Origin of the sequence: Lentilactobacillus kisonensis DSM 19906 = JCM 15041 (genome assembly GCF_001434135.1) — a bacterium.
GTDB lineage: Bacteria > Bacillota > Bacilli > Lactobacillales > Lactobacillaceae > Lentilactobacillus > Lentilactobacillus kisonensis.
The window spans coordinates 1-26,508 of the sequence record NZ_AZEB01000009.1 but is presented as its reverse complement, the minus strand read 5'-3'; the positions used below and the strand labels follow the sequence as shown (position 1 = coordinate 26,508).

Sequence of the window (26,508 nt, the reverse complement as noted above, 5' to 3'; positions counted from 1 at the left end):
ATACACTGCTAATGGTGGGGGATGAATTCAAACTGGTTAGATCTCCCAAATAATGGCGGCAAAATTTATGAAAAAATAGCCAGCTAATTAATTTCAAAATATTAATAATAAGGTTGTGAGTTCTACCAGGCATGATTATCTCCTTTAAAGTGGCAATGACTTTTGAATATCAGAATAAAAAATGAGGATCACTTCTTTTAGAATTACCTATCTTGAAGTTTTCCTCATTTTGTTTCTAAGGTTTACTTATCTTATTAAAATCCCAAGAACCAGTACCAAGGCCGATAATCAATATTTCCAGGATAATTAAACATATTGAAACTAAAGCCACCAAATGCAAGTCCAGCAACAAATAATACCAAACCCAAGATCAGTAACAAACCAGCGATTCACCAATAGTTTTCTTTTAACCAAATCAATAACATTTTAATAAGCCTCCTTGAATTTACTAATGAGCCACTTTGAAAAAGCAATTGAGGCGATTGAAAAGTACTTAATGCTCCACCAGGAGATGGCGCCGACTAACAGTGCCAAGCTGAACCCAATCAAAGAAGTACCAAGCTCAGCGGCCCCAATTGCCACGCCAACTTTAAATAGGGAAACAATCCCCGCTGGCAGCCCATAAGCGCCGATAACTAAAGCTGACAGGGAGAAGACAATTAGCCCAGCTGGAATTAGCCAAACCAGTAAGTATCCAAGTAAGATGAGGATAATGCCGAGTAGCAGTAAGGAACACCAGAGTGGTGAGCCAATAACTAGTGCAAGAATAAGTAACACTAACCACGCGGTCGGAAAATGAGTCTTGGGATGATCTTCAGTCATGATATTCCTGACAATTGTCTTAGGATCATCCAATCCATTCACAACTTGATCTTCACTAACGGAACGAGCTTCTGATTCATCCGCAATGAGTTCGCGGTAATCTTGGAGATAGCGGTTGATATCCACAACGTGCGATCGTTTCAAATTAGTTTGTAATTTGTCTAAAAACTCAGCTTTATTCATTTTCGAACGCCTCTCTAACGAATTGATAAATACCTTCGATCTGACCTTGTTCTGCTAAAAATTCTTTGGTCCGGGTGATGCCTTGTGACGTCAAATGATAGTAGCGACGGACACGATTGTTATATATTTCGTTATGACTGGTAATGTATTCGTTCTTCTCTAGCCTCTTTAGTATTGGATATAGCGTTGATTCTGAAATTGGGAAAGTTGCTTCCACATCTTTGATGATCTTGTATCCATATGAGTCGCCTTTGTTTAAGACTGCCAGAATACAATATTCCAAAAAGCCTTTTTTTAACTGTGGATTCATCACTATCCCTCCTTTCGAGAATGCTATACAACGCATAGTACTAAAATTCAATAGTATTAGTTTGATAATTGATAGTTTAATCCAAACTTTTTTCACGGCAGCATGCTTCTGGGAAGGAGGGTCGCCATTTAAAATCAATCGGAGTAAGATGAAGTCAATCGATAGACTGATAGATGATTGGAAGCAGGTGACTGAGAACGGGGTCGATTGTTTCTGTAAACGGACAAGTTTGCGTTGTGAAGTCGATTAGCCCATCAGCAACAAAATAAATGATTGTTAAGGGAGAAAATATTGAAACAAACTAATTGGCTCATAGATCTGTCCATCAAATACGCCATCTTCTGGCTCATTTGGTTAGGTGTTCAAGATTACTTATACGATGAACTCGTCAGACTGCCAGCTACTGCAAATTATGCTGACTTCATTGTAAATACGGTAATCAAATCCATCCTTTGGCTTGGGCTGGGAATTTGGTGGCTTCATTCAGATCAAGCTCAACTGTGGTTGAGTAAAAAATTGTACAATCGTCACTTTCCAACCTTGTTTTGGATATTGCTCATTTTATTTGTCGGGTATCTTTTGGTGACGGCCATCTATGAACAACATTCGCTAACCATTATGCCAGATTTGTTTACCCGTGAGCGTCACGGTTTCATTGGGGTTGCACTAATTGCGGGGGTGGCCGAAGAATTCATATTTAGAGGATATTTTATGAACCGGCTACTACACCGCTACGACTTTATGACCGCGAACATCATTCAAGCCCTTCTATTTTTAGGCATCCACTTGCCAATTTATTTTGTTGGTCACTTGTCAGCGATGGGGTGGTTGAATAATGCCTTGACAGTTCTGCCGCTTGGATTGATCTTTGGCTGGGTCTTTTACCGCTCGAAGAATTTGTGGCCGAGCACGATTTTGCATTGTGTGTGGGATGCGATGATGTTTGTGTTGTAATTTTATGTGAATAGTTTAAAAGGATCGTCCATGCCGATTTGGCATAAGACGATCCTTTTCATTAGGGTTATTTAGTAATAAAGACATACAGTGTCGTGGTCGAGTACCCTAAGCTAAACTGGATGCCGTTTGAATGGAACGTTGGCGCGGTCGTTGAACTTGATTTCTTGGCCTTAGCGGATTTTTGGAAATCCTTTAAAACGTGCTTGGCATTTGCACCAACGCTGTCAGCTAGGATCGAGAACGACATGATGAATGGCTTGAGATCCCTCTTATGTTTTAAGCTGGATACGGGAACCATCATGGCAATTCCCAATGTCTTTCCATCGTGCAAATTAGCTCTTAACGTCATTTTATGGCTTGAAATTAAATTGCTAATGCCATTCTTTGGCTTGGCTGGCAGTAGCTGATCGGCCACGCTGGCCTTTGCCCGTTTCATTGCCGGTGCCAATTGGGCCTGGGTTTGCTTAAGCTGCTGGGCTTGCTGCTGAAGGGCGGCAGCTTGCTTGGCCTTTTGCTGCATAGCGGCCATGCTCGTTGACTTGTTGGCTTTCAATGCCTGTGATTCTTTCTTTAATTGAGCACCTTGTTTTGCCAGTCCCATCGCTAGCTTTTGGTCTTTCTTGGAGAGGGCTGATCCAGTCAGTGCTTGGTTATACGAAGCTCGGACTTTGCTGTAACTGGCGATCACCTTGGCTCTTGCCACTTGAACAGTTTGATGCTTGCCGTCAGCCGTTAGCTTGACAGTCTGTCGATAATCCTTGGTTGGCACGCTGATGACAAAGGCGCCGTTTTGGGTTTTGGCTGATTTCTTAGGGCCACCATTAATGGCATAGTGAACTTTGTCCTGGTTACTCTTGCCCTTAACAGTAACAGCGAGGGCATTGGCACTCAAATGATGATCTGAAACGGTCAAAGTTGGTTTGCCACAGCCACTCAGAAACAGTGTTAGTGAAGCAGCTGCGAATAATAAACTGATGATTTTTTTCATTGGTAGCTTCTCCCCTCCTAGTCAAACGACACGTCGTCTGAGAATTGACTGTTGTAAAGGTTGGCGTAAAAGCCGTTCTTTGCTAGCAACTCATGATGCGTTCCGGTTTCAACGACAGCGCCGTGATTCATCACAATGATGTTATCGGCGTTTTGAATCGTTGATAGTCGATGGGCAACCACAAAGCTCGTCCGGTTCTCCAGTAATTGACTCATTGCGTGCTGGATTTGAACTTCGGTCCGGGTATCAACCGAACTGGTGGCCTCATCCAAGATTAGGATCTCTGGATTGGCCACAAATGCTCTGGCGATGGTGACCAATTGGCGCTGACCTTGAGAAATATTCGAGGCGGATTCGTTTAGCACCGTATCATAGCCCTTAGGTAATTTACGGACAAATTCATCCACGTGAGCTGCTTTAGCTGCATCGATAATCTCATCCTTAGTGGCATCTTCTCTACCATATTTAATGTTGTCGTAGATTGAGCCGGTAAATAGCCAGGTATCTTGAAGCACCATTGCAAAATGAGATCTTAATTCTTCGCGGTCTAAGTCGCGGGTATCAACACCCTTAAGGCGAATACTGCCACCCTTAACATCGTAAAAGCGCTCTAACAAATTAATGATAGTCGTCTTCCCAGCACCAGTAGGCCCAACGATGGCCACCTGTTGGCCTGGTTTAACTGCTAAATTGTAATCTTTCATCAATAGTTCATCTTCATAACCAAACTGGACGTATTCCAATTCAACTAGGTTATCCGTATTTTCTTTAACTGGCCGATTTGCCTTGGTATTTTTCATCTCTTCTTCATCAATCACTTCAAATACTCGTTCGGCTGAAGCAATGGTTGACTGGATGGTATTCATCAAGTTGGCGAGTTGTGAAATTGGTTGGGAGAACTGGTTCGTATATTGGAGAAAGGCCTGAACATTTCCAAGCGTCACCGTCCCGTTCGCAACCTGAATGCCACCAACCACAGCAACGAAGACGTAGCCAATGTTATTCAAGAAGATCATTAACGGCATGATAATCCCAGAAATAAATTGTGCTTTCCAGGCAGCTTGATAGTACTTCTTGTTTTGAACTTCGAACTTATCAATTGTGTCTTTTTCCTTATTGAAACTCTTTAAAACGATTTGACCAGCATAATTCTCTTCCACTTGGTTATTTAATAGCCCGAGGCTCTTCTGCTGGGCCGCAAAATATTTTTGTGACCGAGGGGCAACAATACCAACGATAACTAAGCTAAGCGGGATGGTTACCAGCGCAATGAGGGTTAACTTCCAGCTGATGGTAAACATCATCCACAAAGTTCCAATGAAGGTCACAAAACTAGTAACCGCCTGGGTTAAGCTTTGCTGGAGGGTGCTGGCGATGTTATCCATATCGTTGACAGCCCGGCTCATAACATCACCGTTGCTGTGGGTATCGTAATACTTAATTGGCACCAGACGCATTTTTTGCTTCATTTGGCGCCGCAATTTATAGACGGTATTTTGAGAAATTCGGGTCATGATGTATTGCTGTAAGAAGCTGAAGATGGCCGCTGCCAGATACATCACGATGACAATGAGAATAATTTGGAAAATTTTCTCGTAGTTGATGGGAAGTGAACCAATATTGAAGCCGGCTTTTTGTTGGGCGTTACCCTTCATCAAGCCCTTAAAAATTTCAGTGGTTGCTTCACCAAGAATCTTGGGGGTTCTGATCTGGAAGATGACACTGATAATGGCGAAAACCATTACCAAGATTAGGCCAATCAGGCGATCTTGCATATAATCCAGTAGTCGTCGAGTGGTTCCCCAGAAGTTATGGGGCTTTTGGACGACGCCCTGGAAACTGCCGCCTGGTCGACCAGGGCCGCCATGACTTTGATTAGCCGAGGCTTGTGAGGTTGTATCTTTTTCAGCCATTATTTTTCATCCTCCTCTCGTAGTTGTGAATGAATGATTTCTTGGTAAACCTTGTTAGTTTTCCGTAACTCATCATGAGTGCCCTTGCCAACTAACTTACCGTTATCTAACACCAAAATTAAATCAGCGTCAGCAACCGTTGCGATTCGTTGCGCAACGATAACGGTGATGCTTTGTTGGATATGCTTATCGGCTCGCAAAGCTGCTCGTAAGTCGGCATCGGTCTTAAAGTCTAACGCAGAAAACGAATCATCGAAAACGTAAACGGAGGACTTTTTAACGAGGGCCCGGGCAATTGCTAACCGTTGCTTTTGACCACCTGAGAAGTTGTCACCGCCTTGTTCTACCTGAAGATCTAGGCCCTTTGGATCTTCCTCAATGAAGTCCTTTGCCCGAGCGATTTCTAGGGCATGCCAAATTTGATCGTCAGTGGCGTTGTCATTTCCGTATTTCAAATTATTCCGCACAGTACCGGTAAATAACGTCGCTTTTTGGGGAACTAATGAAATTTGGTCTCGAAGGGCAACCATTGAAAGGTCATTAATGTTGTGCCCGTCTAATTCGATTTTACCTTTACCAACGTCATAAAAACGGGGGATCAGACTGACCAGGGTCGTCTTTCCGGAACCAGTTCCACCAATAATAGCCACTGTTTGGCCACTATGAGCTTCAAAATCAATGTCGCTTAACGCTGGCTGCTCGGCGCTATGATAGCGGTAGCCGACGTCGGCAAATTTTAAAGTGTGATTTTTAGCATGGGGGTCAAGCACAGCTGGTTTGGGTGCCTGTTTCATGGTTGATTTTAAAGCTAGAACCGTTTGAATTCGTTTGGCAGATGCCTGAGCTCTGGGGATGAAGACAAAGACCATTGAGAGCATCATGAAGCTCATCAAAATTTGCATTGCATAACTCATGAATGCAATTAGGTTACCAACCTGCATGGCTTGGCTGCCGATTAACTTGGCGCCAAACCAGACGATGGCAACGTTGGTTCCACTCATGATTAACGTCATAACGGGAAAGGCTAAGGCAATAATGGTGTTAACCTTGATGGCATTATCGGTATAGTCTTTGTTGGCATCTTCAAAGCGGTCTTGCTCAAATTGATCTTGGCGGAATGCTCGAATAACCCGGACACCTGTCAGACCTTCTCGAAAAATTCGGTTAATCTTGTCGGTTTTTGTCTGCATGGCTCTAAAGAGTGGCACGGAGAAGTACAGGAGCAGCCCGACAAAGACAATCATGATTGGCAGCACAATTAAGAAGATCATCGTTAACTGGTGATCTTTGGTATATGCCAGAAAGCTGGCCCCGATTAACATAATTGGCGCCATTAGCATCATCCGTAACATGATGATGGCAACGTTTTGGATCTGAACCACGTCGTTAGTTGTCCGGGTAATCAAAGAGGACGTTTCAATCTGATCATATTCATCCTTTGTAAAATTAATGACTTTCCGGTAAACGTCACTTCGCAGATTCTGCCCCAACTTTTGCGACGTTCTGGCCGCCAAAAAGACGTTGCAGATTGCCGCAAAAATACTGATTAATGAGAAGCCGGCCATCTCGGCTCCGACCTTCCAAATACACGGAATGTCGCCCTTGGCTACCCCGTTGTTAACGATGTCTGAGGTTAAGCTGGGGAGGTTTAGGTTGGCAATTACTTGGACGGCCATGAATAACACCGCTCCAAGGACTGCCAGATACGAGATCCGGTTCTTGGCAATTTTTAGCATGTTGCGACTCCTTCCAGGTTCTTTTTAAGTGATAATTGTTTGCTTATTTAGGTACCGAACTATATTACTGCGTGATACCAAAAAAGACAAGCATAAATTGGGATAATTTAGCAAACTGTTAGAATCCATTATGAACTAATCAACAGAAAAATTCACGTGTTTATACATAGGGGCGGTTAACCAATATATAATAGTAGTTAAAGAGACTCGATTCGATATTATGGCCACAGTTTGTTAATGAGAAGAGGCAAAGAAATGAAATCAGTTCAACAAGTTTTAGCTGAAAAATTCAATCTAATTCAAACTGAACTTATCCGTTTTCAAAACAATCCATATTCCATTGACCGGGTGCATGATTTGCGAGTGTCAATTCGAACATTGCGCGGGCTATTTAAGTTTTTAAAGCAGGAAATCCCACAAACCACCTTTGAAGATATTGACCAAACGCTGAGTGATGCCGCAATGATATTTGGACCACTTCGTGAACTCGATGTGCTAATTTCACAAGCTAGTAGTTTTGCGTATGCTCACCCCGATAGTCAAAGTGATTACCAGAGTCTATTTCAAGACTTTCATGATAAACGTGAGGCGGCAATGCACCAGGTGCTGGCGGCAGCAAGTCAGCAGCAGTTAATGGCGGACCTAGATAACATTGAGGAACATCTAAAAACACTCGCGTTTGACAAAACAACTGATTGGCATAAATATATTGTTCGAGAACTGAAACGCCGTACTGATAAGGTTATTCGGAATTATGACCGATTGGATTTTAACAATTATGGCCGGGTTCATCAAATCCGCAAGAAGGCGAAGACGGTAAGGTACGCTGCAACGACTTTCGCTGACTTTGCCCCTAAACTTGCTAATAAGGTTGGCAAGAAGGCCAAAGCAATTCAGGATGAGTCGGGGCGAATTACTGATGCCCACGTTAATGATGGCCTGTTACGGCAATTTGCGGCTAGGACCAATAATCCAAGTGAAGCCAAACTATTACTACAGATGGCGCAGGCTCAGCGCAATATCATAGCTGATAGTGGAACTAAGGGGTAGGAGAATCAATAGGCTTGCAAAAACGAAGAGAATCACACAATCATTCCCATCTTAGGAATGGCTGTCTGGTTCTCTTCGTTTTTGGAAGTTAATGAGTGATGTGCAATGACGCTATTAAGGAGGCCAACATCAAACGCTCGCTTTAGTACCTTCATCCATGGCACTTCGAATGGCCTTGGTAAATGCTTCGACAGCTTTTGGTGCCGCCTGTTTTTCCCGAGCAACAATATCCACGATGGCACTGCCAATGATAACCCCATCAGCGATACTGGCCATCGTCTTTGCCTGTTCTGGTGTATAAACCCCAAAGCCAATTGCGGTTGGCACGTCTGTATAGTTCTTGATTTCACTTACCAGGTCTTTTAAGCCGTTGAAAAATTCGTTGCGTTCACCAGTAATTCCCAATGATGACACAACGTAGATAAAGCCAGTGGCGTTTTTGGCAATCTTTTCAATTCGGTGACCAGAAGTAGGGGTGATGAGTGGGATGATATCGATGCCGTACTTGTTGGCAGCAGGCATGATTTCAGCTTTACTTTCGTATGGCATGTCGGGGATGACCAGGCCAGAAACCCCTAACGCCTGACACTTTTGACAAAACGCGTCGTAGCCATACTTGAAGACGATATTCAAATAGGTCAGAAAAACGATTGGGACAGTTGTTTGCTTGCGGGCTTCTGCGATGATGTCAAAAACGGTTTTGGTACGGACCCCTGACGCAAATGCACGCAAATCAGCTGCTTGAATGACGGCTCCATCAGCGATTGGATCTGAAAATGGGATGCCAACTTCAACGATGTCGGCGCCACCGTCAGCCAGAGCAACGATATTAGCTACGGTTGTATCAAAGTCCGGGTCGTCAGCAACGACAAACGGAATAAAGGCTTTATGATTTTTAAATATTTCTGTCAGATTACTCATCAATATCGACTCCTTTATATTTAGCGATGCTGGCAACGTCTTTGTCTCCTCGGCCAGAAAGGGTGCAAACGATAATCTGATCCTTAGACATAGTTGGCGCCACTTTTTCGACGTAGGCAATGGCGTGGCAGCTTTCAATCGCGGCAACGATGCCTTCTTCTTTGGCAATGTACTCAAATGCTTGGACGGATTCATCATCGGTGATGCCAACGTACTGGGCACGGCCTTCTTTAGCCAGCGCAGCGTGTTCGGGGCCAACACCAGGGTAATCTAACCCGGCTGAAATTGAATAAACCGGATTGATCTGGCCGTCTTCATTTTGGAGGAATAAGGATTTCATCCCATGGAAAATGCCAACCGAGCCCCGTTCAATGGTTGCAGCGGTTTTATCGGTGTTAACCCCTTTGCCAGCTGCCTCAACCCCAACTAATTTGACACTTGGGTCATCAATGTAATCGGCGAAGCTGCCGATGGCGTTACTGCCGCCGCCGACACAGGCGACGACCATGTCAGGCAAGGTATTTTCCTTGGCTTTAAGTTGAATCTTGGATTCCTTGCTGATGACGCTTTGGAAATGTTTGACCATTTCTGGGAACGGGTAAGGACCAACAGCGGAACCCATCACGTAGAAGGTATCTTCGGAACGGGTAGCCCACTCCTGCAACGCTGCGTTGATGGCGTCCTTTAGAACCATTGTGCCGGTGGTTACGGGGTGAACTTTAGCGCCAAGGAGTTCCATGCGATAAACGTTTAACTTTTGGCGGTCGGTATCTTCCTTGCCCATGAAAATTTCGCATTCCATTCCGAATAGTGCGGCGATAGTGGCGGTGGCAACTCCATGTTGGCCAGCTCCGGTTTCAGCAATCAGTCGTTTCTTGCCCAGGTGTTTGGCGAGGAGGGCTTGACCAATGACGTTATTAATCTTATGCGCGCCAGTATGGTTTAAGTCCTCGCGTTTGAGGTAAATTTTGGCACCGCCGAGATCTTCTGTCATGTTCTTAGCATAGTAGAGCAAGGATGGACGGTTGGCGTAGTTAACAAGCAGGTCATGTAATTCGGCTTTAAAGTCAGGATCGTCCTTTAATGTATGGAATGCCTTATCAACTTTTTCAAGTTCGGTCATTAACGTTTCTGGGATATACTGGCCGCCATATGTACCAGCGTAGATGCCAGCGCGGGCCTTTTGGGTTTCTTCTTTTAATTTTGTCATAGGACAACTTCCTCTCTTGCGTTTTTAATGAATGCGTTTATTTTAACTGGGTCTTTAATTTGGTCGGTTTCAACGCCGCTGGAGACATCAACGATATCTGGGTTGACGATGCGACTAGCTCGACCGACGTTTGTGGGGGTCAAGCCACCTGCTAAAATCAGTGGCTGGGCTAACGGTGGGATTGGCTGCCAATCGAGGACCTGACCACTGCCTTTGCCACTATCAACCATCAGATAGTCTGCCTTAGAAGTGGTATCGATTGCTTGGCGTTCAAACACTTGGATAACGTTTAACCCCGCTGCCTGCAGCCTGGCAATTTCTGCTGGCGTACCTTTGCCGTGAAGCTGGGCGATGTCGATAGCCCCAGCGCGATAGGTTGCTAAAATATCGGTTACGGATTCATTAACGAAGACACCAACAGCTGGAATGTCAGGGTTTAAATGCGCCCGGAGTTCTAATGCTGTTGCTAGGGTGACTTGATGGCGGCTGGGTGCGAAGACAAATCCGGCAAAGTCGGCCCTGGCTGCGTTAACGGCTTCAACATCTTGGTGCCGCATTAAGCCACAAATTTTAACTTTGACCATTTCCATGCCTGCTTTCTATATGGAATTAAATGAGCTCACTGTTTGGATGCAAATGATTCTGATTCATTATTTAGTTGCTTTAGAGTCAGTCACAGCAGTGGATGCCTTAAATGCTTGAATCAGTGCTTGTTTGTCGGCTGCTCGCATTAGGGTTTCCCCAATTAAAACACCTTTGAACCCAGCACCAGCTAACTTGGCAACATCCGCTTGGGTTTGAATCCCACTTTCGGCAATTACCGGAATGTTGGCTGGCACCAAGGATTTGAGCTTTAAACTATTATTGAAATCAACGTGAAAATCTTTGAGGTTGCGATTGTTGATGCCGATGATTTTGGCGTCTGATTGCAATGCCCGGTTAACTTCATCTTCTGTGTAAGCCTCGACAATTGCTTGCATGCCTAATTCTTCAGCAAGCTCTCTGTATTCCCTAAGCTGGTGATCAGTGAGAATAGCGACAATTAATAAGACGATTGAGGCGCCATTGGCTTTGGCTTCGTAGATCATATAAGGGTCGATCGTAAAATCTTTACGTAGGATTGGTGCTGTTACCTTATGGCTGATTTCTTTTAAATAATTGAGATGGCCGTTAAAGTAATCAGGTTCTGTCAACACCGAGATGGCATCCGTTCCAGCCTTGTCATAAGTTTCTGCAATTTGTAAGTAGGGGAAATTACTGACGATCGTTCCCTTGGAGGGGGATGACTTTTTAACTTCGGCAATCACGTGTAATCCTGGATTATTTAGTATAGAAAGAAAATCAGGATTCTCATCGGCTGACTGTTGCTCAACCCGTCGCTTTAACTGGGCTAGCGAAACCTTTTCTTGGTGCCTTTTTAGTCGAATCCTGGTTGCAGCAACTAAATCATCTAAGATCATGCGACCACGTCCTTGCGATTGTCTGAAAAGGCGATTAGGCGGTTCAATTCTGCCTGGGCTTTGCCGGTATCAATGGCCTTGGCTGCTAAGACAATTCCATGTTGAATTGATAATTCTGGGTGGGCAAGGTGTAAGGCTGAACCGGCATTTAGTAGCACGATGTCACGTCTGGGGCCCTTCTTGCCAGCGAGGATATCACGGGTAATTTGACCATTTTCTTCAGGGGTACCGCCAACGAGGTCATCACGGTTAGCACGGTTAAAACCAAATTGTTCCGGTGTTAGGATGTATTTTGTTAGCTTGCCGTCCTTTAATTCAACGACAGCCGTTTCATCGGCAACCGTCATTTCATCCAAACCATCCCGGCCGTGGATCACCATGGCGTTTTTAACACCTAATTTTTTCAGGACGTTGGCAAGTGGTTCGAGGAGATTCTCATCATAAACCCCAAGTAATTGCTGGGTTGGGCGCGCAGGATTTGCCAAAGGCCCTAAGATGTTGAAGATGGTTCGGATGCCTAATTGCTTTCTAACTGGGGCAACGTACTTCATTGATTTGTGGTACTCTTGGGCAAATAAGAAGCAGAGGTTGTTTTCTTTCAGGCTTTCAAAGCTCGTTTCAGGATTTTCATTAATGTCCAATCCAAGGGCTTCAAAGACGTCAGCGGCACCACTTTTGGATGATGCGGCGCGGTTACCATGTTTGGCAACTTTGGTGCCGGTTGCGGCAACTACGATTGCACTCGTGGTTGAAATATTAAACGTGTTGGCGTGGTCGCCACCGGTTCCAACGATCTCTAAGACGTCTTTAGCAGCTGGGAACTTCAAAGCATGGTTTCGTATTGATGAAGCGGCTCCTGCAATTTCATCAATGGTTGGGTTCTTGGCAGTTAAGGCGGTCAAGAGGCTGGCAGTTTCAATTTCAGATGTTTGGCCGTTCATAATTTCATCGAGAACGGTTTGGCTTTCATCAAAGGTTAGGTTTTCGTGGTTGACAACTTTTTCAATGGCTTGTTTTATCATGGTAAATTCCTCCAAATATAAGTGAGCGGAGTAAAGCGGGTAACAATCGGAGTGTAAGTCTCCACCAACAGAAATCCTGGTTTGGGGATTTTTGTTGGTGGTGCTTACGCGCAGATTGTTGCTTTACGCAGCTGTCCTAGTAAGTGTCTAGTTATCGATTGGTTGAAGTTTAGAATATGAATTGCCATCGTTTAATTTCTTTTGTCATGTTAGGGGACCTCCAAGAGTAGTTGGTTAGTGTTTAATAAAATTATGAACGACTCGGCAACCTAGATTAGGACTGCTCCGCTCACTTTTTCTACAAAAAAATCCGCCCATAACTTGATACAAGTTAAGGACGGATTATTCCGCGGTGCCACCTTAGTTCAATTAATCAGGGTAGATAAATAAAGTTGTCTTCATCTATTAAGTTCCCCAATTAATTACGCTTAGCAAGGGACTAACATCCCTCCGGCAACTGACGTATGCCAACACGTTTTTCCGTACTCGTTAATTTTCGGGAAAACCCTCAGTGGTCCATTTAATTATCTGCGTCCGGCTGCACTCTCATCAACGGCAGCTCTCTGTGCGTGCACAATAATCTTGATCTCCACTTCATCGGTTTTATGGACGAATTAATTGTTGCTTTGTATATTAGAGCTTTATAATAAAAATGTCAACAGATTTTAATTAAATAATTTGAATAACCAAAACAAAGGAGCGCTCCGAATGGAAAAAGTAATTGGAGACTATATTGATAAGCAACCAGTAGAACGGCGTTCACAGCTGATTAGACTTTATCAAATAATTACAGCTGAAATGCCAGCAGGTTCAATTGAAAAGATTTCGTATGGTATGCCAACCTTCTATTTTCACAGAAACATTATCCATTTTGCTAATTTTAAACATCATATTGGCATTTACCCAGGGGCTGAGGCGATTATTCAATTTGCTGGTCAACTGGCTGATTACAAAACGAGCAAGGGCACCATTCAACTACCAGTTGATAAGCCGCTTCCAGAAAGTCTGATTCGCCAAATTGTTAGATTTAATTTGGATCTTCCCTAGTATTTCGTTAATAGAAATGTTATCACGGGATAAGGGAGAAAATATCCCGAAAGAATCCAGGGAGGAATTTCGTGCAAAATCAACTGAGCCACCCAGGCGGCCATTCGTTACATCGAAGTAAACAAGTTTTTAGTGAGGATAAAATTGTTGGTGACATTGCGACCGTCGCCAATATGATCATGTACATTTCATACATAGGAGAAATAATGGGGAACCTGAACGGGCAACCGTCCTCGTTTATTCAGCCGTTTTGCGCGGCAATCAACGCGTTACTTTGGGTTGCCTATGGCTGGGTTAAGCCCAAGAAGGATTGGATCTTAATTATTGCTGACATTCCCGGAGTAATATTTGGGTTTGTGGCGGCAATTACTGCTATCCTATAATTATCGTGAGTGGATCAAAATAATTATATTGGAGCAATGACATTGAAAGCAAAAATTGCTGACATCGCAAAAATTGCCGGTTTATCAGTGGCTTCGGTTTCGAGAATTTTAAACGGCCGGGGCCGCTACAGTGAGGAAACCGCCAAACGGGTTAGGCAAATCGCTGATGACATCGGCTATTATAAAAATCGATCGGCTTCAGACCTTGCCCGTCAGAGTAATAATACGTTTGGCGTGGTTTATACGAATTCAGAGACCCATTTTAGCGAACCATTAATTAAAGGGATTATGGGGCAAGCGGCCACTGATAAGCTGGACGTGATTATCATGATTGGTAAGCGTGATGATGAACAGGGTTTGACTAAGATCGTTCAGGATATGATTGAGCGGCGGGTCTTTGGCCTGTTGTTCTTGTCGATTCAACCCAGCCAATCAATTATCGACATTCTAAATCACGCTAATATTCGTGCACTGGTAGTTGGTTCTGCCACGGAACACGACGTTTCTTATATTTCGTCTGATGATTTCCAGATTGGCTATCAAGCAACTCAGTTTTTGATTGATAAGGGCTATCAAAGAATTGGCTTGGCCGGGATGGATGTTCAGCGTGATTATGTCGGCCTGCAAAGATATCAAGGATACCGCCAAGCATTGAAAGAGGCTAATATGAAAGCAGCTGAAGGACTCGTCCATTCCGGTAATTTTAGTTATCATTCAGGAATAACTGCTGCAACGTATTACACTAATGAACAATCAGTTGATGCCGTCATTGGTGCGAGCGACGAGGTCTCGTTGGGATTACTAAATGGCTTTCATGACTTAGGGGTTCAGGTTCCTAAGCAAGTCGGTTTAATTAGCATTGATGGAACTGAACTATGTGAGCAGAGCCGCCCCAAGATGACCAGCGTCACCCAGAACTTTCAGTTGATGGGGACACGGGCGGTGCGTGAGTTTATGGCGCTTGAAGATAGTCATAATAAGATTGAGACGGTTACGATTCCATTTGAGATAGAGACGCGTAACACGACAAAACAAGACTAAGAGAAGTTAGGATACAGTCAATAGGCATCGGTCGGATTTTTCCGGTCGATGCCTATTTTTAGAAATTAATTCCTAAAGCCCGTTAGCTCAAAAGATAGGTCTTTGCCTCATATGGCCGCAATTCAGTTAATTGGTCGTCCTGGTAATTAGAAATAACCAACTGATCATCCCGAGTTTGTCCGTAGTCACGGTTAACCGTATCGGCTGTAAAGTTGCTAATAACTAACATTTTTTGCCCTTGGTATTCCCGCAAATAAGCGAACACCTGGCTATCGTCGGGATCTAGTTCCTTGTAATCACCATAAACGACTAGGTCGGATGTGTGGCGGAGCTTGATCAGTTTTTGATAGAAGGCAAAGACTGAATGGGGATCGGCCACTTGGCTGGCAGCGTTAATGGTTCGATAATTAGGGTTAACTGCCATCCAAGGGGTTCCTTTACTGAAACCAGCATTCTCAGAAGTATCCCATTGCATCGGTGTTCTGGCATTATCCCGAGACATGGTTGCAAGATACTTCATCATCGTATTTTTATCAATAATCTTTTCTTTTCTGACCAGCTCGTTGTACGCATTGACGGACTCAAGATCTTGGTATTGTGAAATAGCCGTGTAGTGGCAATTTGTCATGCCTAGTTCTTCACCCTGGTAAATGTAGGGTGTCCCTTTCATCATGTGAAGCGTCAATCCCAGCATCTTGGCAGAAAGGGCCCGGTAGTCCGTTGAATCATTGCCAAATCTCGAAACGGCGCGGGGCTGGTCGTGGTTATTCCAGTAGAGGCTATTCCACCCAGTTTTGTTTAACCCAGTTTGCCATTTAGAAAGAGAAGCCTTTAGATCGGTTAGCTTGACGGGTTCGTCGTTCCACTTACCAAACCGAGGATCCTTGTTTGGTGACAAGGTGACGTGTTCAAATTGAAAAATCATATCTAATTCATGATTGTCACGGTCAGTGTATTCTTTGGCATCCTCAATCTTGGAGCCGTCCATTTCACCGATCGACACCATGTCATACTTACTAAGGACTTCCTTATTCATTTCCTTAAAATAGTCACCGAGCCGTTTGCCGTCAGCGACCGTTGATTGGGCATCTGCGTACAATGCATGACCAGGATTAGGTGCATCTGGATAGCCATCCGGTTTATCCAGTAAACTAACCGAATCCATCCGAAAGCCATCGATCCCCTTATCAAGCCACCAACGCATCATTTTATAAACGTCTTGGCGCATATTGTGATTACGCCAGTTGAGTTCTGGCTGTTCTTTGGCGAAGAGGTGCATATAGTATTGACCAAATTTTTGATCGTAGGTCCAAGCTGGGCCACTAAAGTAGGAACCCCAGTTGTTGGGGTATTTATCTGGTTTACCATCAACCCAAATATAGTAATCGTGGTAGGGGTTATCCTTGGCCTTCTTTGCTTCAACGAACCACTTCTGTTGATTGGAGCTGTGGTTTACCACCAGATCCATGACGATCTTAATTCCCAGCTTATGGGCGGCTGTCAGTAACGTATCAAAGGTAGCCATATCACCAAATACGGGTTGAATATCCTCATAATCACTGACGTCGTAGCCGTTATCGCGGTCAGGTGATTTGTAAATGGGGTTCATCCAGATAACATCTGCTCCTAACTTTTTGATGTAGGGTAGCCGCTGAATAATTCCTTCGAGGTCCCCAATACCATCGTTATCGCTGTCCTGAAAGCTTCTTGGATAAACTTGATAGATAACTGCTTTTTCCCACCATTTTCTCATGTGACTGCACTCCCTAATTGATATTTTGACAAAAAATCCGGTAATTGGTATGATGTGCGTAAGCGTTTACTCAACTTGTATTGTATCCGTTTCCATTACTTTGTCAACACAAATAATAACAGCTGGTAGTTGATCGCCAAAGATACTGAGGATGGGTCATATAAGCTGATTACTGCTATGATACTGATTATTCGATAGTCATTGTAACCAATCAAAATAAAACAGCAGCGCCAAGTAGAAACTTAGTACCGCTAAATAATAACGGGGAGTGAGCTTAATGAGAGCTAAAAGGGAAGTTAATCGATTAGAAGAAGTTAAATTTGTGGGTGATTTTGCGACCGTTGCCTGCTTAATTATGTATGTATCCTATATTGGTCAAATAATCGCTAACTTAAACGGAAACCCAGTGTCGCCGATGCAACCGCTATTCGCATCACTGAACGCGGCGCTATGGGTGGGGTATGGTTGGTTAAAGCCTCATAAAGATTGGCGGGTAATTATTGCTAACTTTCCGGGAATTATTTTTGGCATTTTGACAGCGCTTACGGTGATTATGTGATGGCCTTGAATACGATGGATTCGAAATGAGTGCTATAATACTGCAAAAGCAGTAGGAGGCCAGTACATGAAAATAACCATTTCACTTGCGCAACTAAATGTGTTTTTTGGTGATCCGGATCAAAATTTTGCCCAAATCGAACCAGCGGTTAAACAAGCTGCTGAAGCGGGGGCAGATATTGTCGTCTTTCCTGAAATGTGGAACACCGGCTATGATTTAACGCGGCTGGAAAAAGTTGCGGACAAGAATGGTGATCGGACCCAAGCATTATTAGCGAAGCTGTCACGGAAATATCAAATTACCGTTCATGGTGGGTCAGTATCAACCGCTAAGAATGGGGCCTTTTACAATACGACCTATATTTTTGGTTCGGATGGGCATTTACTGACGACATACGATAAGGTACATCTGTTCGGTTTAATGAATGAGGATAAGTACCTGGCTGCCGGCCACCAAGAAGATCACTTTCAATTAAAAGGAATCGACGCCACCAGTGTGATCTGTTACGACATTCGGTTTCCAGAATGGCTGCGGACGCTGAGCTTGGACAACAGTCGGATCATTTTTGTTCCCGCTGAATGGCCAACCAGTCGAATGAATCAGTGGCGGCGATTGTTAGCAGCCCGGGCAATCGAAAATCAAAGCTTTGTCGTTGCGGTGAACCGCGTTGGTAGTGATCCAGATAATCCATTTGGTGGGCATTCAGGCATTTATAACCCAATGGGCGATGAAATCGTGACGTTAGACGATCGGCCACAACTCAAAACGGTAACGATTGATACTAACGAAACTGATGATGCCCGTGGCTTCATGCCGGTATTTGAAGATCGGCGACCGGAATTGTATCGCTAATTTAGTTAAGTAATTGATACACACGACATATAGAAAAATAGGTCGTCTATTGAATTTAGGATAAAACCAAATAAGTGCCAAGCAAGATTAAGGAAATTTCCTCAATTTTGCTTGGTACTTTATTTTAAAAGAGGTCTTTTTTTAGGTGAATATCATCTTTTTCAGTAATCGCTCGAATCACCTTGCAGGGATTACCAACGGCGAGTGAGTTTGCTGGAATATCACGGGTAACGACACTGCCAGCACCAATCACGCAGCCGTCCCCAATTGTCACGCCACCGACGACGGTCACGTTGCTAGCGAGCCAGCAGTTGTTGCCAATCGTGATGGGCTTGGCGTATTCGTCATCATACTGGGTACCGTTTGCATTGACTTTTATATTCCGTTCTTGGAATCGTAAGGGGTGAACGGGGGTCACCAGCGTCACGTTAGGACCAATGAGGACATCATCGCCAATTTTAATCGGGCCTGAATCTAGGACGGTAAAATTAAAGTTGGCGTAAAAGTTTTTGCCGGTCGCAGTGTATTTCCCGTAGTCAAAGTACATAGGCCCCTGAATAAAGGTTCCTTCTTGATGGTTGGGTAACAGCTCATTTAAAATGGCGTTGCGCTGATCAACTTCTTCTTCGCCTAAATTATTATATTGTTGACAGAGCCGATGGGCAGCCACCCGTTCGTCAGCTAATTTTGGATCGCTGGTATCGTAGATTTTACCGCTGAGCATTTTTTCAGTTGCAGTCATGATAATCCTCCAATAATTTGTTTAATAATTTAATTCTAAAGGAAATGTAAGCGCTTGTCGAATTGAGTGGAATATTGGCCCTTGTTTTGTGCATAAATTATAGACTAACTTGGGCTTTAATAAATATACATTATTTAGCCGATTATATACGTCAATCCAAGCGTTGATAGGCAAGACATGATATAAATTTATCCTTATCCGACCTCAATCTAATGGGTTCGAATCGCGACTTTTGCTTTTTTTCTAAATGCATGAGGGGATATTTCGGTCCAGCGCTTAAACTGGCGGCTAAAGTTTGCAAGATTACTGTAGCCAAGTGACGAGCCGATTTCACTGATGGAATAACGGGGCTTCATGAGTAACTTCTTGGCTTCATTGATTTTTAGCTTGGATAGGTAATCTCTTGGTGATATACCATATGTTTCCTTAAATATTCTAAAGCCATAGCCACTGCTAATTCCCACACTATTGATGGCGTCTTCAACAATCACCGGCTTTTCTTCTGGTAGATAGCCATTCTTAATATATCCGAGAACTTGGCTAGTCAGTTTTCCCTTCATATAGTCAGCAATCATTCTTGAATATTCGGCTTGCGTGGATGTACTTTTACCAATTTGTTTCCTAGCAGCATGGTAGAAAAATTGAAGAATTTTTGAAAGCTCAATTTGAATAATCATCTTGGTATCAAAGCTGAATTCGCCATCTGCTATGAGGGAGTCCATTTTTAACAAGTGTGGGGTCACTTGCTTACATAACTTAGAAGTCGCGGGGTAGTAGTACTTTAGACCATTGATTAATTGAACCTTTAGATTAGGATCATCAATATCAAAATGAAAACAAAAGTATTTAAGCTCCTTGCCTGCCGAGACTTGGTGAAGAAACTCAGGTGGGATAATAAAAAAGTCTCCTTGCTTTAGTGTATAGTCTTCAGAGTGAATATTAGCGTATTCTTCGCCGTTTAAGACAAAAATACATTCAAATGCATAGTGCTTTTCAACCGGAACAACCCAATCCTCACCGACTTTCTGTTCATGAGCACCAAAAAATGTCAGATTCCAGTCAATGACTGGCAATCTTTTTGCGTTTTTTAAGAAATCCATGGATAGCCCTCCAATGCCGCGACAGTAAGTTCAAACAATCACTTGTAGTCATTATATGTCATATTTGGATAAATTTAAAGTCGATGGGGTAATATACAGACTGCTAGAGAAAATGCAATAATAAAAACCGATGAGAAAGCGCTTTCCGCATCAAGCATTATTTAGGACAGCTGTGCAAAGCAGAAGCTTGCACCTAAGCCTACCTGACCCAAAATCCAAACCCAGGATTTTCGGCAAAGCAAGCTTAGACTCCAGCTTCTAACCGCTTTGCTCCGCTCACTTTATTTCAGGACAGCTGCGTCAGACAGAAATCTGACTCCGCTCACTTTATTAGGACAGCTCCTCCAGGCAAAAACCTACACGTAAGCACCTTGGAGAAAAATTCCAAACCCAGGAATTTCTCTCCAAGGAGACTTACGCTCCGGTTTCTAATCGCCTGGATCTGCTCACTTATTTTTAGGAGGATCACTAAATGAATTTCAAAAACTTTTTGTATGGTTCCGCATACTACTACGAATATCTGCCATACGAGCGACTCGATAAAGATATTCAAATGATGAAGGATGCCAACCTCAACGTTGTTCGAATTGGCGAGAGTACTTGGAGCACCTATGAGCCTCAAGAAGGGATCTTTGATTTTACCAAGTTGGACAAGGTTGTTGATGCCATGCAAAAAGCTGGCATTAATGTCATCATTGGCACGCCTACTTACGCCATTCCAACTTGGATGGCTAAGAAGTATCCAGAAGTGATGTTGACCGACAAGACTGGCAAGCATGAGTATGGCCCACGACAAGTCTTCGATATCAGCAATCCAACCTTTAGAGTGCTTTCTGAACGAATCATTCGGAAGATGGTTGAACGCACTGCTAACAAACCAAATGTAATCGGTTTCCAAGTTGATAACGAAACTAAACATTTTGATACGAGTAGCAATAACGTATACATTGCCTTCCAGAAATGGTTGAAAAAGAAGTTTAACGGTGACCTTGATAAATTGAACCATGCTTATGGTTTGGATTACTGGAGTAACCGGATTAATAGTTGGGAAGATTTTCCACCAATCAATTCAACCATTAACGGGAGCCTTGGGACCGCATTTGAAGCTTTTAAACGAACTCTTGTAACCGATTTCTTGAATTGGCAGGTTAACATTGTCAACGATTATAAGCGTGACGATCAATTTGTTACCAACAACTTTGACATGGAATGGCGGAAACAATCATATGGGCTTAATGCCGATTCCAATCATTTTGAAGTATCTAAGGCCTTCGATGTCACTGCGGTTGATATTTACCATCCGACGCAAGATAACTTGACAGGAATTGAAATTGCCTTTGTTGGTGATGTTGCCCGCTCAACGAAAGATAAAAATTACATCGTCATGGAGACTGAAGCCCAAGCATTCCGTCACTGGGTTCCGTATCCAGGTCAGCTTAAACTTCAGGCATTTTCACACATTGCTTCTGGCGCCAACATGGTTAGCTATTGGCATTGGGCTTCAACTTCCAATGGTTTTGAGACATATTGGAAAGGTTTGCTGGGCCATGATTACAAACCCAATCCCGTTTACAACGAAGCTAAGACAATTGGTAAGGAACTCAGCAAGATTGGTGATAACTTCCTAGAAACTCACAAGAATAACCGGGTAGCATTCGTTGTCAGCAATCAAGCCCTGAGTGCCGTTGATTGGTTCCCGTACAAAAATACCATCTTTGATAAAACTGGGGAACACCAATATAACGATGTTTTACGTTCATACTATGATCCACTGTATAAGTTGAACGTTGAAGCAGATATTCGCCAAATTGGTGATCCAAGAATTAGCAATGATAATTATGATTTATTAATTGTGCCGATGCTTTATTCAGCAACTGACGAACAGCTCGAGCAACTCAATGATTTTGTTAAGAACGGCGGTAACATCGTTTACTCATTCCGTTCTGGATTTTCAAACCAAGATGTTAAAGTGCGAACTGAAACGCAACCAGCCATTATTTCAAAAGCAGTTGGCACAGAATATGAGCTTTTTGTTGAACCAGATCGCAATTACGGTACTGGCAAACCCGCAAAGGAAATGACCATTACCGGAACTGACGAACTGAAGGGAATCGACGCACAACCAGTTAAGTATTGGGCTGAATTATTAACCCCAACCACTGGTAAGGCACTCGCAACGTACGACCATCCATATTGGGGTAAGTATGCTGCCATTACTGAAAATCAATTTGGTAAGGGTAAGGCCTTCTATGCTGGTTCATATCTAAACGAAAAGTCAATTACAGAACTCTACAAGTACATTTTAAAGGACACCAACTTGTGGACTGCTCGCCAAGAACAAACTTTCCCAATCATCAACAAGCAATTGGTCACGAAGGATAACGATACGTTAGACTTCTACTTCAATTACTCACAAGAAAAGCAACAAGTAACCTTCAAGTCTGATTCTGGTAAAGAGCTTGAAGATAGTACGCAGTTATCATCTGGAGACACCTTTGAGTTAGATCCTTGGTCTGTTAAGATTTTCAAATCTACAAAGTAATAATCAAAAATAAAAAAGAGGTATTGAACATTGAAAGAAAATAATAATGGGGCTGTTGCCTGGCATGCAGGTACAACTAATGCCGAGCAGCCCAAAACACCAGTATACATTGGTATTGCCGTAGGACTTGGTGCTTTACTCTGGCTAGCACCATTCATGGGTTTGAACTCAGTCTTGAACCCACAAAAGTTAGCTAACATTTTTGGCGGTCCTGGTAGCCAAGTTAACAACTTCCTTGCTTTACTTGGTACGTTAGGAGCTGTTACATCAACAATTACTACTATCATCATTGGTGCTTTATCTGATTTGACCCGTTCACGTTGGGGTCGGCGGGCACCTTGGATCGTGGTTGGTTCTGTATTAACCGCAGCCGTTATGGTTGGTCTTGGATTAGTTAATGACAAATCACAACTCCCAATCTTCATCGTATTATGGTGCTTGATTCAAACATTCATTAACATGATTGTTGCACCATTGATCGCTGTTATCGCTGACCGGGTTGCTCCTAGTCACCGTGGAACGATTTCATCCATTTACGCTATTGGTTATGTTATTGGTCAATATGGTGGTCCAGTTATTGGTGGCCGTTTCTTAAGCACTGCTAACCCCGGTCTTGTTAACACTGGTTACTATGTACTTGCTATCCTGATGTTAATTTCTGGCCCAGTTGCCGCAATCATTATGCGTGAGCCATCAAGCTTGGGGATGCCTAAACAAAAGCTTGACTGGAGTGGCTTTGTTCAAGCATTTATCTTCCCGATTCATCATGTTCGTAACTTCTACCTTGCCCTCTTTGGTAAGATGATGATCAACATTACTGTTACTGCCTTTGGTACTTATCAAGTGTTCGTGTTGACAAGTGGAATGGGTCTTGCAAGTAGTGAAGCTGGTCAATACATTTCATGGATGGGTACCGCAACAATGATTACCGCCATCGTGTTCTCATCAACTGCCGGTGGAATTTCAGATAAAATCAAAACTCGTAAATGGCCAGTTGCTTTCTCAGCATTGTTAACTGCCATTGGTACAATTTTGCCATTCGTATGGCGAGTACCTTCATCAATGATCTGGTACGGCATTATCGCCGGTACCGGTGCCGGAATCTTCTTCTCAGTTGACCAAGCTTTGAACCTTGAAGTTTTGCCAAGTGCTGAGAACTCTGCTAAAGACCTTGGTATCTTGAACTTTGCCAACACTGGTGCGCAGATTTTAGCCCCTGTTTTGGGTGCTATCCTGTTCGACATGGTTGGAAAGGAATACATGCCAATCTTACCAATCCTTTCAGTTATCGCTCTTGCTGGTGCATTGCTTGTTCTTTGCATCAAGGAAGACCGTGCCAAGATTGGTGGGAAAGACGAAGCGTAATTATTAATGACAATAGTTTCATTCAGATTTATTTTTAGAATGTAAATTGAAAAATGTATCAAAATTCGGGGGAATGAATAAACCAATAAGACTAATTCATTTCCCTGTTTCTATGTAATAAATGTATCCGGTTACATTTATTGTGATGTCTTAGTAAAGGAGAATAACTTTAGATGACGAACTTAGTTAAAAAGATTGTTGTTGGGATTTGTTTCTCTGTTGGAATCACATTTGCAGGCGCTGTGTCTGTAAATGCAGCAGATAAGCCACAACCCATTTCACCAGTAACTGTTTATCAAACAGTGCTCCCAAGTAGTGGCCACTTATTGAATAATCGTGATTATGGGGCAAGGTCACCCCGGGTAATTCAATTGGAGCATCAGTCAAATCCTAATGATAATGGTAAACTGCTCTTAACCTTCGAACAAATACCAGCAAATGGGCAAACTCCGGTATTTCCAATATATGAGAGTGATGATAATGGCGCAACTTGGAACTGGAAGAGCAATGTTACTGAAACTAAATATCAAGGTTGGGGAATGGCCAACTGTCCACAATTGTATGAGTTGCCCCAACAGGTTGGTGATATGCCAAAGGGAACAATCTTAATTGCAGGTGACGCAACTCCCAACGACTTAAGCAACACGGAATTGCAGATGTATACCAGCACAAATGTTGGGAGTACGTGGAATTACAAGAGCACGATTGCAGTGGGTGGCAATAATCCTACAAACGAGATTAACGATGATCCGATTTGGGAGCCATTCTTCATGGTAAACAATGGTAAACTTATTTGTTTCTATTCGGATGAAAGAGATAATACCGTTCCAGGATCTCAAACCATCGTTCATCAGACTACAAACGATGGTGTCAGCTGGAATCCGGTATTTGTTGATGCTGATTTTGCCAAAGATGGTGGCGATAAACGACCGGGAATGCCGATTGTTGCTAAAATGAGCAACGGCAAATATGCAATGACATATGAGCAAAATGGTGGTGGGAGTGCTGCCGTAAAAATTAGTGATAATCCTGAAGTCTGGAATTCAAAGGATGTTGGAACAAAAATTACAAATGGTGGTTCCCCATATATTGTTACTCTAAATGATGGCCAATTAGCATTTAACAACTATAGTAATAATGGTCGGGTCACTGTATTCAATGGTCAAGATGATTTGCTTAAAGGTATTGGGGCTGGTAAAAGTTTTGATACCAAAACGGGTCAAGCTTATAATCGTCAACTCTTACCACTCTCAAATGGGATGTTGTTAATTGCTAACGGCGGTGGTTTTGGCAAGGCTAATTCAATTCGGGTTGAAACGATTGATGTGGGAGATAAGGCTGTGACCCCACAACCAACCCCTACACCAAATCCGACGCCAACGCCTGTCCCTGATAATAATGGTGGCAGTGTAACGCCAGTTCAACCCACAACTCCGACACAAAGTAGCCCTTCAACTACAGCTCCAGCTACGCCAAGTAAACCGAATACGTCTGTTAAGCCAATAACATCTGTTTCAACTACTTCAAATAAGTACTATACAAGTTCTAATTTGAAGAAAGGAAATACAATAGCCGTTACTAATAAAAAAGGCCTGTACGTATACAAAAATGGTGTGTTTACAAAAGATAATCGCATCAACTATCTTCGCAAGGGAACGGTTCTAAAAGTCGTAAAAGTTGTTAAGCGGGATAATATAACAAGAATTCAGCTAAATGACGGCAAATATATCACCGGTTTGAAAGCGGCTACGAAGTCAGTTAAGATTAGCAAGACGTTCTATGACCACGCGACTAACAAGGCTGTTGTGAAAAAAGGTTTGTACGAATACAACAAGCCGACTTTTAGCAATGCCAAGCGGATGAAATATCTCAAAAAGGGAACAATCGTTAAGATCAAAGCAGTTGTTAAGAGTGGGCAAACTACCCGATTACAGTTGACAAATGGTACCTTTATCACTGCACAAAAAAGGAGGTGTCAGAATTCTATAAAGCTTTGTAACAATACTTTGTGACTATTTGATTTGCACCCCAGCGAATAAATACACTCACATTCGAAAAATGAAGGTCAAGTCCACTTTGGATTTGACCTTCATTTTTTGCTTTAAGGAAATTTATTCGTTTAGTTACGTTAATTTGCTTGGGATGTCACGACTTATAATTACGCCAAAATGAACCGTGTTTTTCCACTGTTTCCAATTCCTGAAGCCCAAGATGCGATTAACAAGTTTGTGGCGATTATCAAATGAAAAACTTAATTTTAACTAAAATACTGGATCAATCACTACTCATACGTAGATGGATTGATTCAGCTTTTTTGTTGGGCTTGTTCATGGTGTAAGGAAGTCACGAAGCCGTGAAAATAGATATCGTTCAAGACTTCAGTTCACAACTCAGCTAGAGGTAGCGGCTGTGAAACAGTGATTGCAGAAGTTAGCTGATAACTAATAAATTAGCCCTTCTTGCTATTCCTGAATTAAATGGCGTTGGGGTACTTTGGTTGCGTTGAGATGATTAAATCAATTTCCTCGATTTAAAATTGAAGTGCAACACCT

At 43.0% G+C, this 26,508-nt stretch carries 24 protein-coding genes and 1 other annotated feature; of the genes, 10 read left to right on the top strand and 14 right to left on the bottom strand.

Annotated features, from left to right (window positions below):
* Nucleotides 1–426: 426 nt before the first annotated feature.
* Both FC98_RS06080 and FC98_RS06075 read right to left on the bottom strand, forming a co-directional pair.
* Nucleotides 427–1,005, bottom strand: a complete 579-nt coding sequence (locus FC98_RS06080) for a DUF1700 domain-containing protein (protein ID WP_054655627.1) — start codon at nt 1,003–1,005, stop codon at nt 427–429.
* A complete protein-coding gene (locus FC98_RS06075; protein ID WP_040471727.1) occupies nt 998–1,315 on the bottom strand; it encodes a PadR family transcriptional regulator in 318 nt (105 codons plus the stop codon). Before FC98_RS06075 ends, FC98_RS06080 begins: the two co-directional genes overlap by 8 nt.
* Nucleotides 1,316–1,606: 291 nt before the next feature.
* On the opposite strand from FC98_RS06075, the gene FC98_RS06070 reads away from it, so the two are divergent.
* Nucleotides 1,607–2,269: a CPBP family intramembrane glutamic endopeptidase gene (locus tag FC98_RS06070; RefSeq protein WP_050806284.1), complete on the top strand. Its 663-nt coding sequence runs from the start codon at nt 1,607–1,609 to the stop codon at nt 2,267–2,269.
* 67 nt (nt 2,270–2,336) lie between these two features.
* Here the strand turns inward: FC98_RS06070 and FC98_RS06065 are convergent, their stop codons facing one another.
* From FC98_RS06065 to FC98_RS06055, 3 genes are read right to left on the bottom strand one after another with little or no spacing between them, the layout of a single operon-like run.
* A complete protein-coding gene (locus FC98_RS06065; protein ID WP_054655629.1) occupies nt 2,337–3,260 on the bottom strand; it encodes a hypothetical protein in 924 nt (307 codons plus the stop codon).
* A gap of 17 nt (nt 3,261–3,277) precedes the next feature.
* Nucleotides 3,278–5,173, bottom strand: coding sequence for an ABC transporter ATP-binding protein (locus FC98_RS06060; protein WP_056949322.1), 1,896 nt, complete (start codon nt 5,171–5,173; stop codon nt 3,278–3,280).
* Nucleotides 5,173–6,909 carry an ABC transporter ATP-binding protein gene (locus tag FC98_RS06055; protein ID WP_056949321.1) on the bottom strand — a complete coding sequence of 579 codons (1,737 nt, stop codon included), beginning with the start codon at nt 6,907–6,909 and terminating at the stop codon, nt 5,173–5,175. Before FC98_RS06055 ends, FC98_RS06060 begins: the two co-directional genes overlap by 1 nt.
* A 255-nt stretch (nt 6,910–7,164) precedes the next feature.
* On the opposite strand from FC98_RS06055, the gene FC98_RS06050 reads away from it, so the two are divergent.
* Complete coding sequence (locus tag FC98_RS06050) at nt 7,165–7,959, top strand: CHAD domain-containing protein (RefSeq protein ID WP_040471729.1); 795 nt, start codon at nt 7,165–7,167, stop codon at nt 7,957–7,959.
* A 32-nt stretch (nt 7,960–7,991) separates the two neighbouring features.
* Here the strand turns inward: FC98_RS06050 and FC98_RS15330 are convergent, their stop codons facing one another.
* The 6 genes from FC98_RS15330 to trpD all read right to left on the bottom strand — a co-directional run bounded on the left by FC98_RS15330 (nt 7,992) and on the right by trpD (nt 12,572).
* Entirely contained in the window at nt 7,992–8,114 is a 123-nt protein-coding gene (locus FC98_RS15330; protein ID WP_008857481.1) for a hypothetical protein, read from the bottom strand.
* Nucleotides 8,089–8,880, bottom strand: coding sequence for a tryptophan synthase subunit alpha (gene trpA / locus FC98_RS06045; protein WP_056949320.1), 792 nt, complete (start codon nt 8,878–8,880; stop codon nt 8,089–8,091). The genes FC98_RS15330 and trpA overlap by 26 nt, the downstream gene beginning before the upstream one ends.
* A complete protein-coding gene (trpB, locus tag FC98_RS06040; RefSeq protein ID WP_054655631.1) occupies nt 8,873–10,090 on the bottom strand; it encodes a tryptophan synthase subunit beta in 1,218 nt (405 codons plus the stop codon). Before trpB ends, trpA begins: the two co-directional genes overlap by 8 nt.
* A complete protein-coding gene (locus FC98_RS06035; protein WP_040471730.1) occupies nt 10,087–10,674 on the bottom strand; it encodes a phosphoribosylanthranilate isomerase in 588 nt (195 codons plus the stop codon). Before FC98_RS06035 ends, trpB begins: the two co-directional genes overlap by 4 nt.
* 66 nt (nt 10,675–10,740) lie before the next feature.
* Nucleotides 10,741–11,550, bottom strand: coding sequence for an indole-3-glycerol phosphate synthase TrpC (gene trpC / locus FC98_RS06030; RefSeq protein ID WP_008857486.1), 810 nt, complete (start codon nt 11,548–11,550; stop codon nt 10,741–10,743).
* Nucleotides 11,547–12,572, bottom strand: coding sequence for an anthranilate phosphoribosyltransferase (gene trpD, locus FC98_RS06025; RefSeq protein ID WP_056949319.1), 1,026 nt, complete (start codon nt 12,570–12,572; stop codon nt 11,547–11,549). The genes trpC and trpD overlap by 4 nt, the downstream gene beginning before the upstream one ends.
* A gap of 330 nt (nt 12,573–12,902) precedes the next feature.
* Nucleotides 12,903–13,179, bottom strand: a binding site (T-box leader).
* Between the two features lie 101 nt (nt 13,180–13,280).
* On the opposite strand from trpD, the gene FC98_RS06020 reads away from it, so the two are divergent.
* From FC98_RS06020 to FC98_RS06010, 3 genes are all read left to right on the top strand, one after another.
* Nucleotides 13,281–13,619, top strand: a complete 339-nt coding sequence (locus FC98_RS06020; protein ID WP_054655633.1) for an iron chaperone — start codon at nt 13,281–13,283, stop codon at nt 13,617–13,619.
* Nucleotides 13,620–13,690: 71 nt separating this feature from the next.
* On the top strand, nt 13,691–14,002 hold the full coding sequence (locus tag FC98_RS06015; protein ID WP_008857489.1) for a SemiSWEET family transporter: 312 nt from the start codon (nt 13,691–13,693) through the stop codon (nt 14,000–14,002).
* A gap of 36 nt (nt 14,003–14,038) precedes the next feature.
* Complete coding sequence (locus FC98_RS06010; RefSeq protein ID WP_373878905.1) at nt 14,039–15,043, top strand: LacI family DNA-binding transcriptional regulator; 1,005 nt, start codon at nt 14,039–14,041, stop codon at nt 15,041–15,043.
* 82 nt (nt 15,044–15,125) lie between these two features.
* Here FC98_RS06010 and FC98_RS06005 read toward each other — a convergent pair whose 3' ends face one another.
* On the bottom strand, nt 15,126–16,796 hold the full coding sequence (locus FC98_RS06005; RefSeq protein ID WP_056949318.1) for a glycoside hydrolase family 13 protein: 1,671 nt from the start codon (nt 16,794–16,796) through the stop codon (nt 15,126–15,128).
* Between the two features lie 277 nt (nt 16,797–17,073).
* On the opposite strand from FC98_RS06005, the gene FC98_RS06000 reads away from it, so the two are divergent.
* Nucleotides 17,074–17,355 carry a SemiSWEET family transporter gene (locus tag FC98_RS06000; RefSeq protein WP_054655635.1) on the top strand — a complete coding sequence of 94 codons (282 nt, stop codon included), beginning with the start codon at nt 17,074–17,076 and terminating at the stop codon, nt 17,353–17,355.
* Nucleotides 17,356–17,421: 66 nt separating this feature from the next.
* Nucleotides 17,422–18,207, top strand: a complete 786-nt coding sequence (locus tag FC98_RS05995; protein WP_008857495.1) for a carbon-nitrogen family hydrolase — start codon at nt 17,422–17,424, stop codon at nt 18,205–18,207.
* Nucleotides 18,208–18,331: 124 nt separating this feature from the next.
* Here FC98_RS05995 and FC98_RS05990 read toward each other — a convergent pair whose 3' ends face one another.
* On the bottom strand, nt 18,332–18,949 hold the full coding sequence (locus tag FC98_RS05990) for a sugar O-acetyltransferase (RefSeq protein WP_008857496.1): 618 nt from the start codon (nt 18,947–18,949) through the stop codon (nt 18,332–18,334).
* A gap of 209 nt (nt 18,950–19,158) precedes the next feature.
* A complete protein-coding gene (locus tag FC98_RS05985) occupies nt 19,159–20,049 on the bottom strand; it encodes a helix-turn-helix domain-containing protein (RefSeq protein WP_008857497.1) in 891 nt (296 codons plus the stop codon).
* A 472-nt stretch (nt 20,050–20,521) separates the two neighbouring features.
* Between FC98_RS05985 and FC98_RS05980 the strand changes: the two genes are divergently transcribed.
* The 3 genes from FC98_RS05980 (at nt 20,522) to FC98_RS05970 (ending at nt 25,968) form a co-directional block, all read left to right on the top strand.
* Nucleotides 20,522–22,591, top strand: a complete 2,070-nt coding sequence (locus tag FC98_RS05980; RefSeq protein ID WP_008857538.1) for a beta-galactosidase — start codon at nt 20,522–20,524, stop codon at nt 22,589–22,591.
* A gap of 30 nt (nt 22,592–22,621) precedes the next feature.
* Nucleotides 22,622–23,956, top strand: a complete 1,335-nt coding sequence (locus FC98_RS05975) for an MFS transporter (RefSeq protein WP_008857539.1) — start codon at nt 22,622–22,624, stop codon at nt 23,954–23,956.
* A 173-nt stretch (nt 23,957–24,129) separates the two neighbouring features.
* Nucleotides 24,130–25,968 carry a DUF5776 domain-containing protein gene (locus FC98_RS05970; protein ID WP_056949317.1) on the top strand — a complete coding sequence of 613 codons (1,839 nt, stop codon included), beginning with the start codon at nt 24,130–24,132 and terminating at the stop codon, nt 25,966–25,968.
* Nucleotides 25,969–26,508 lie beyond the last annotated feature (540 nt).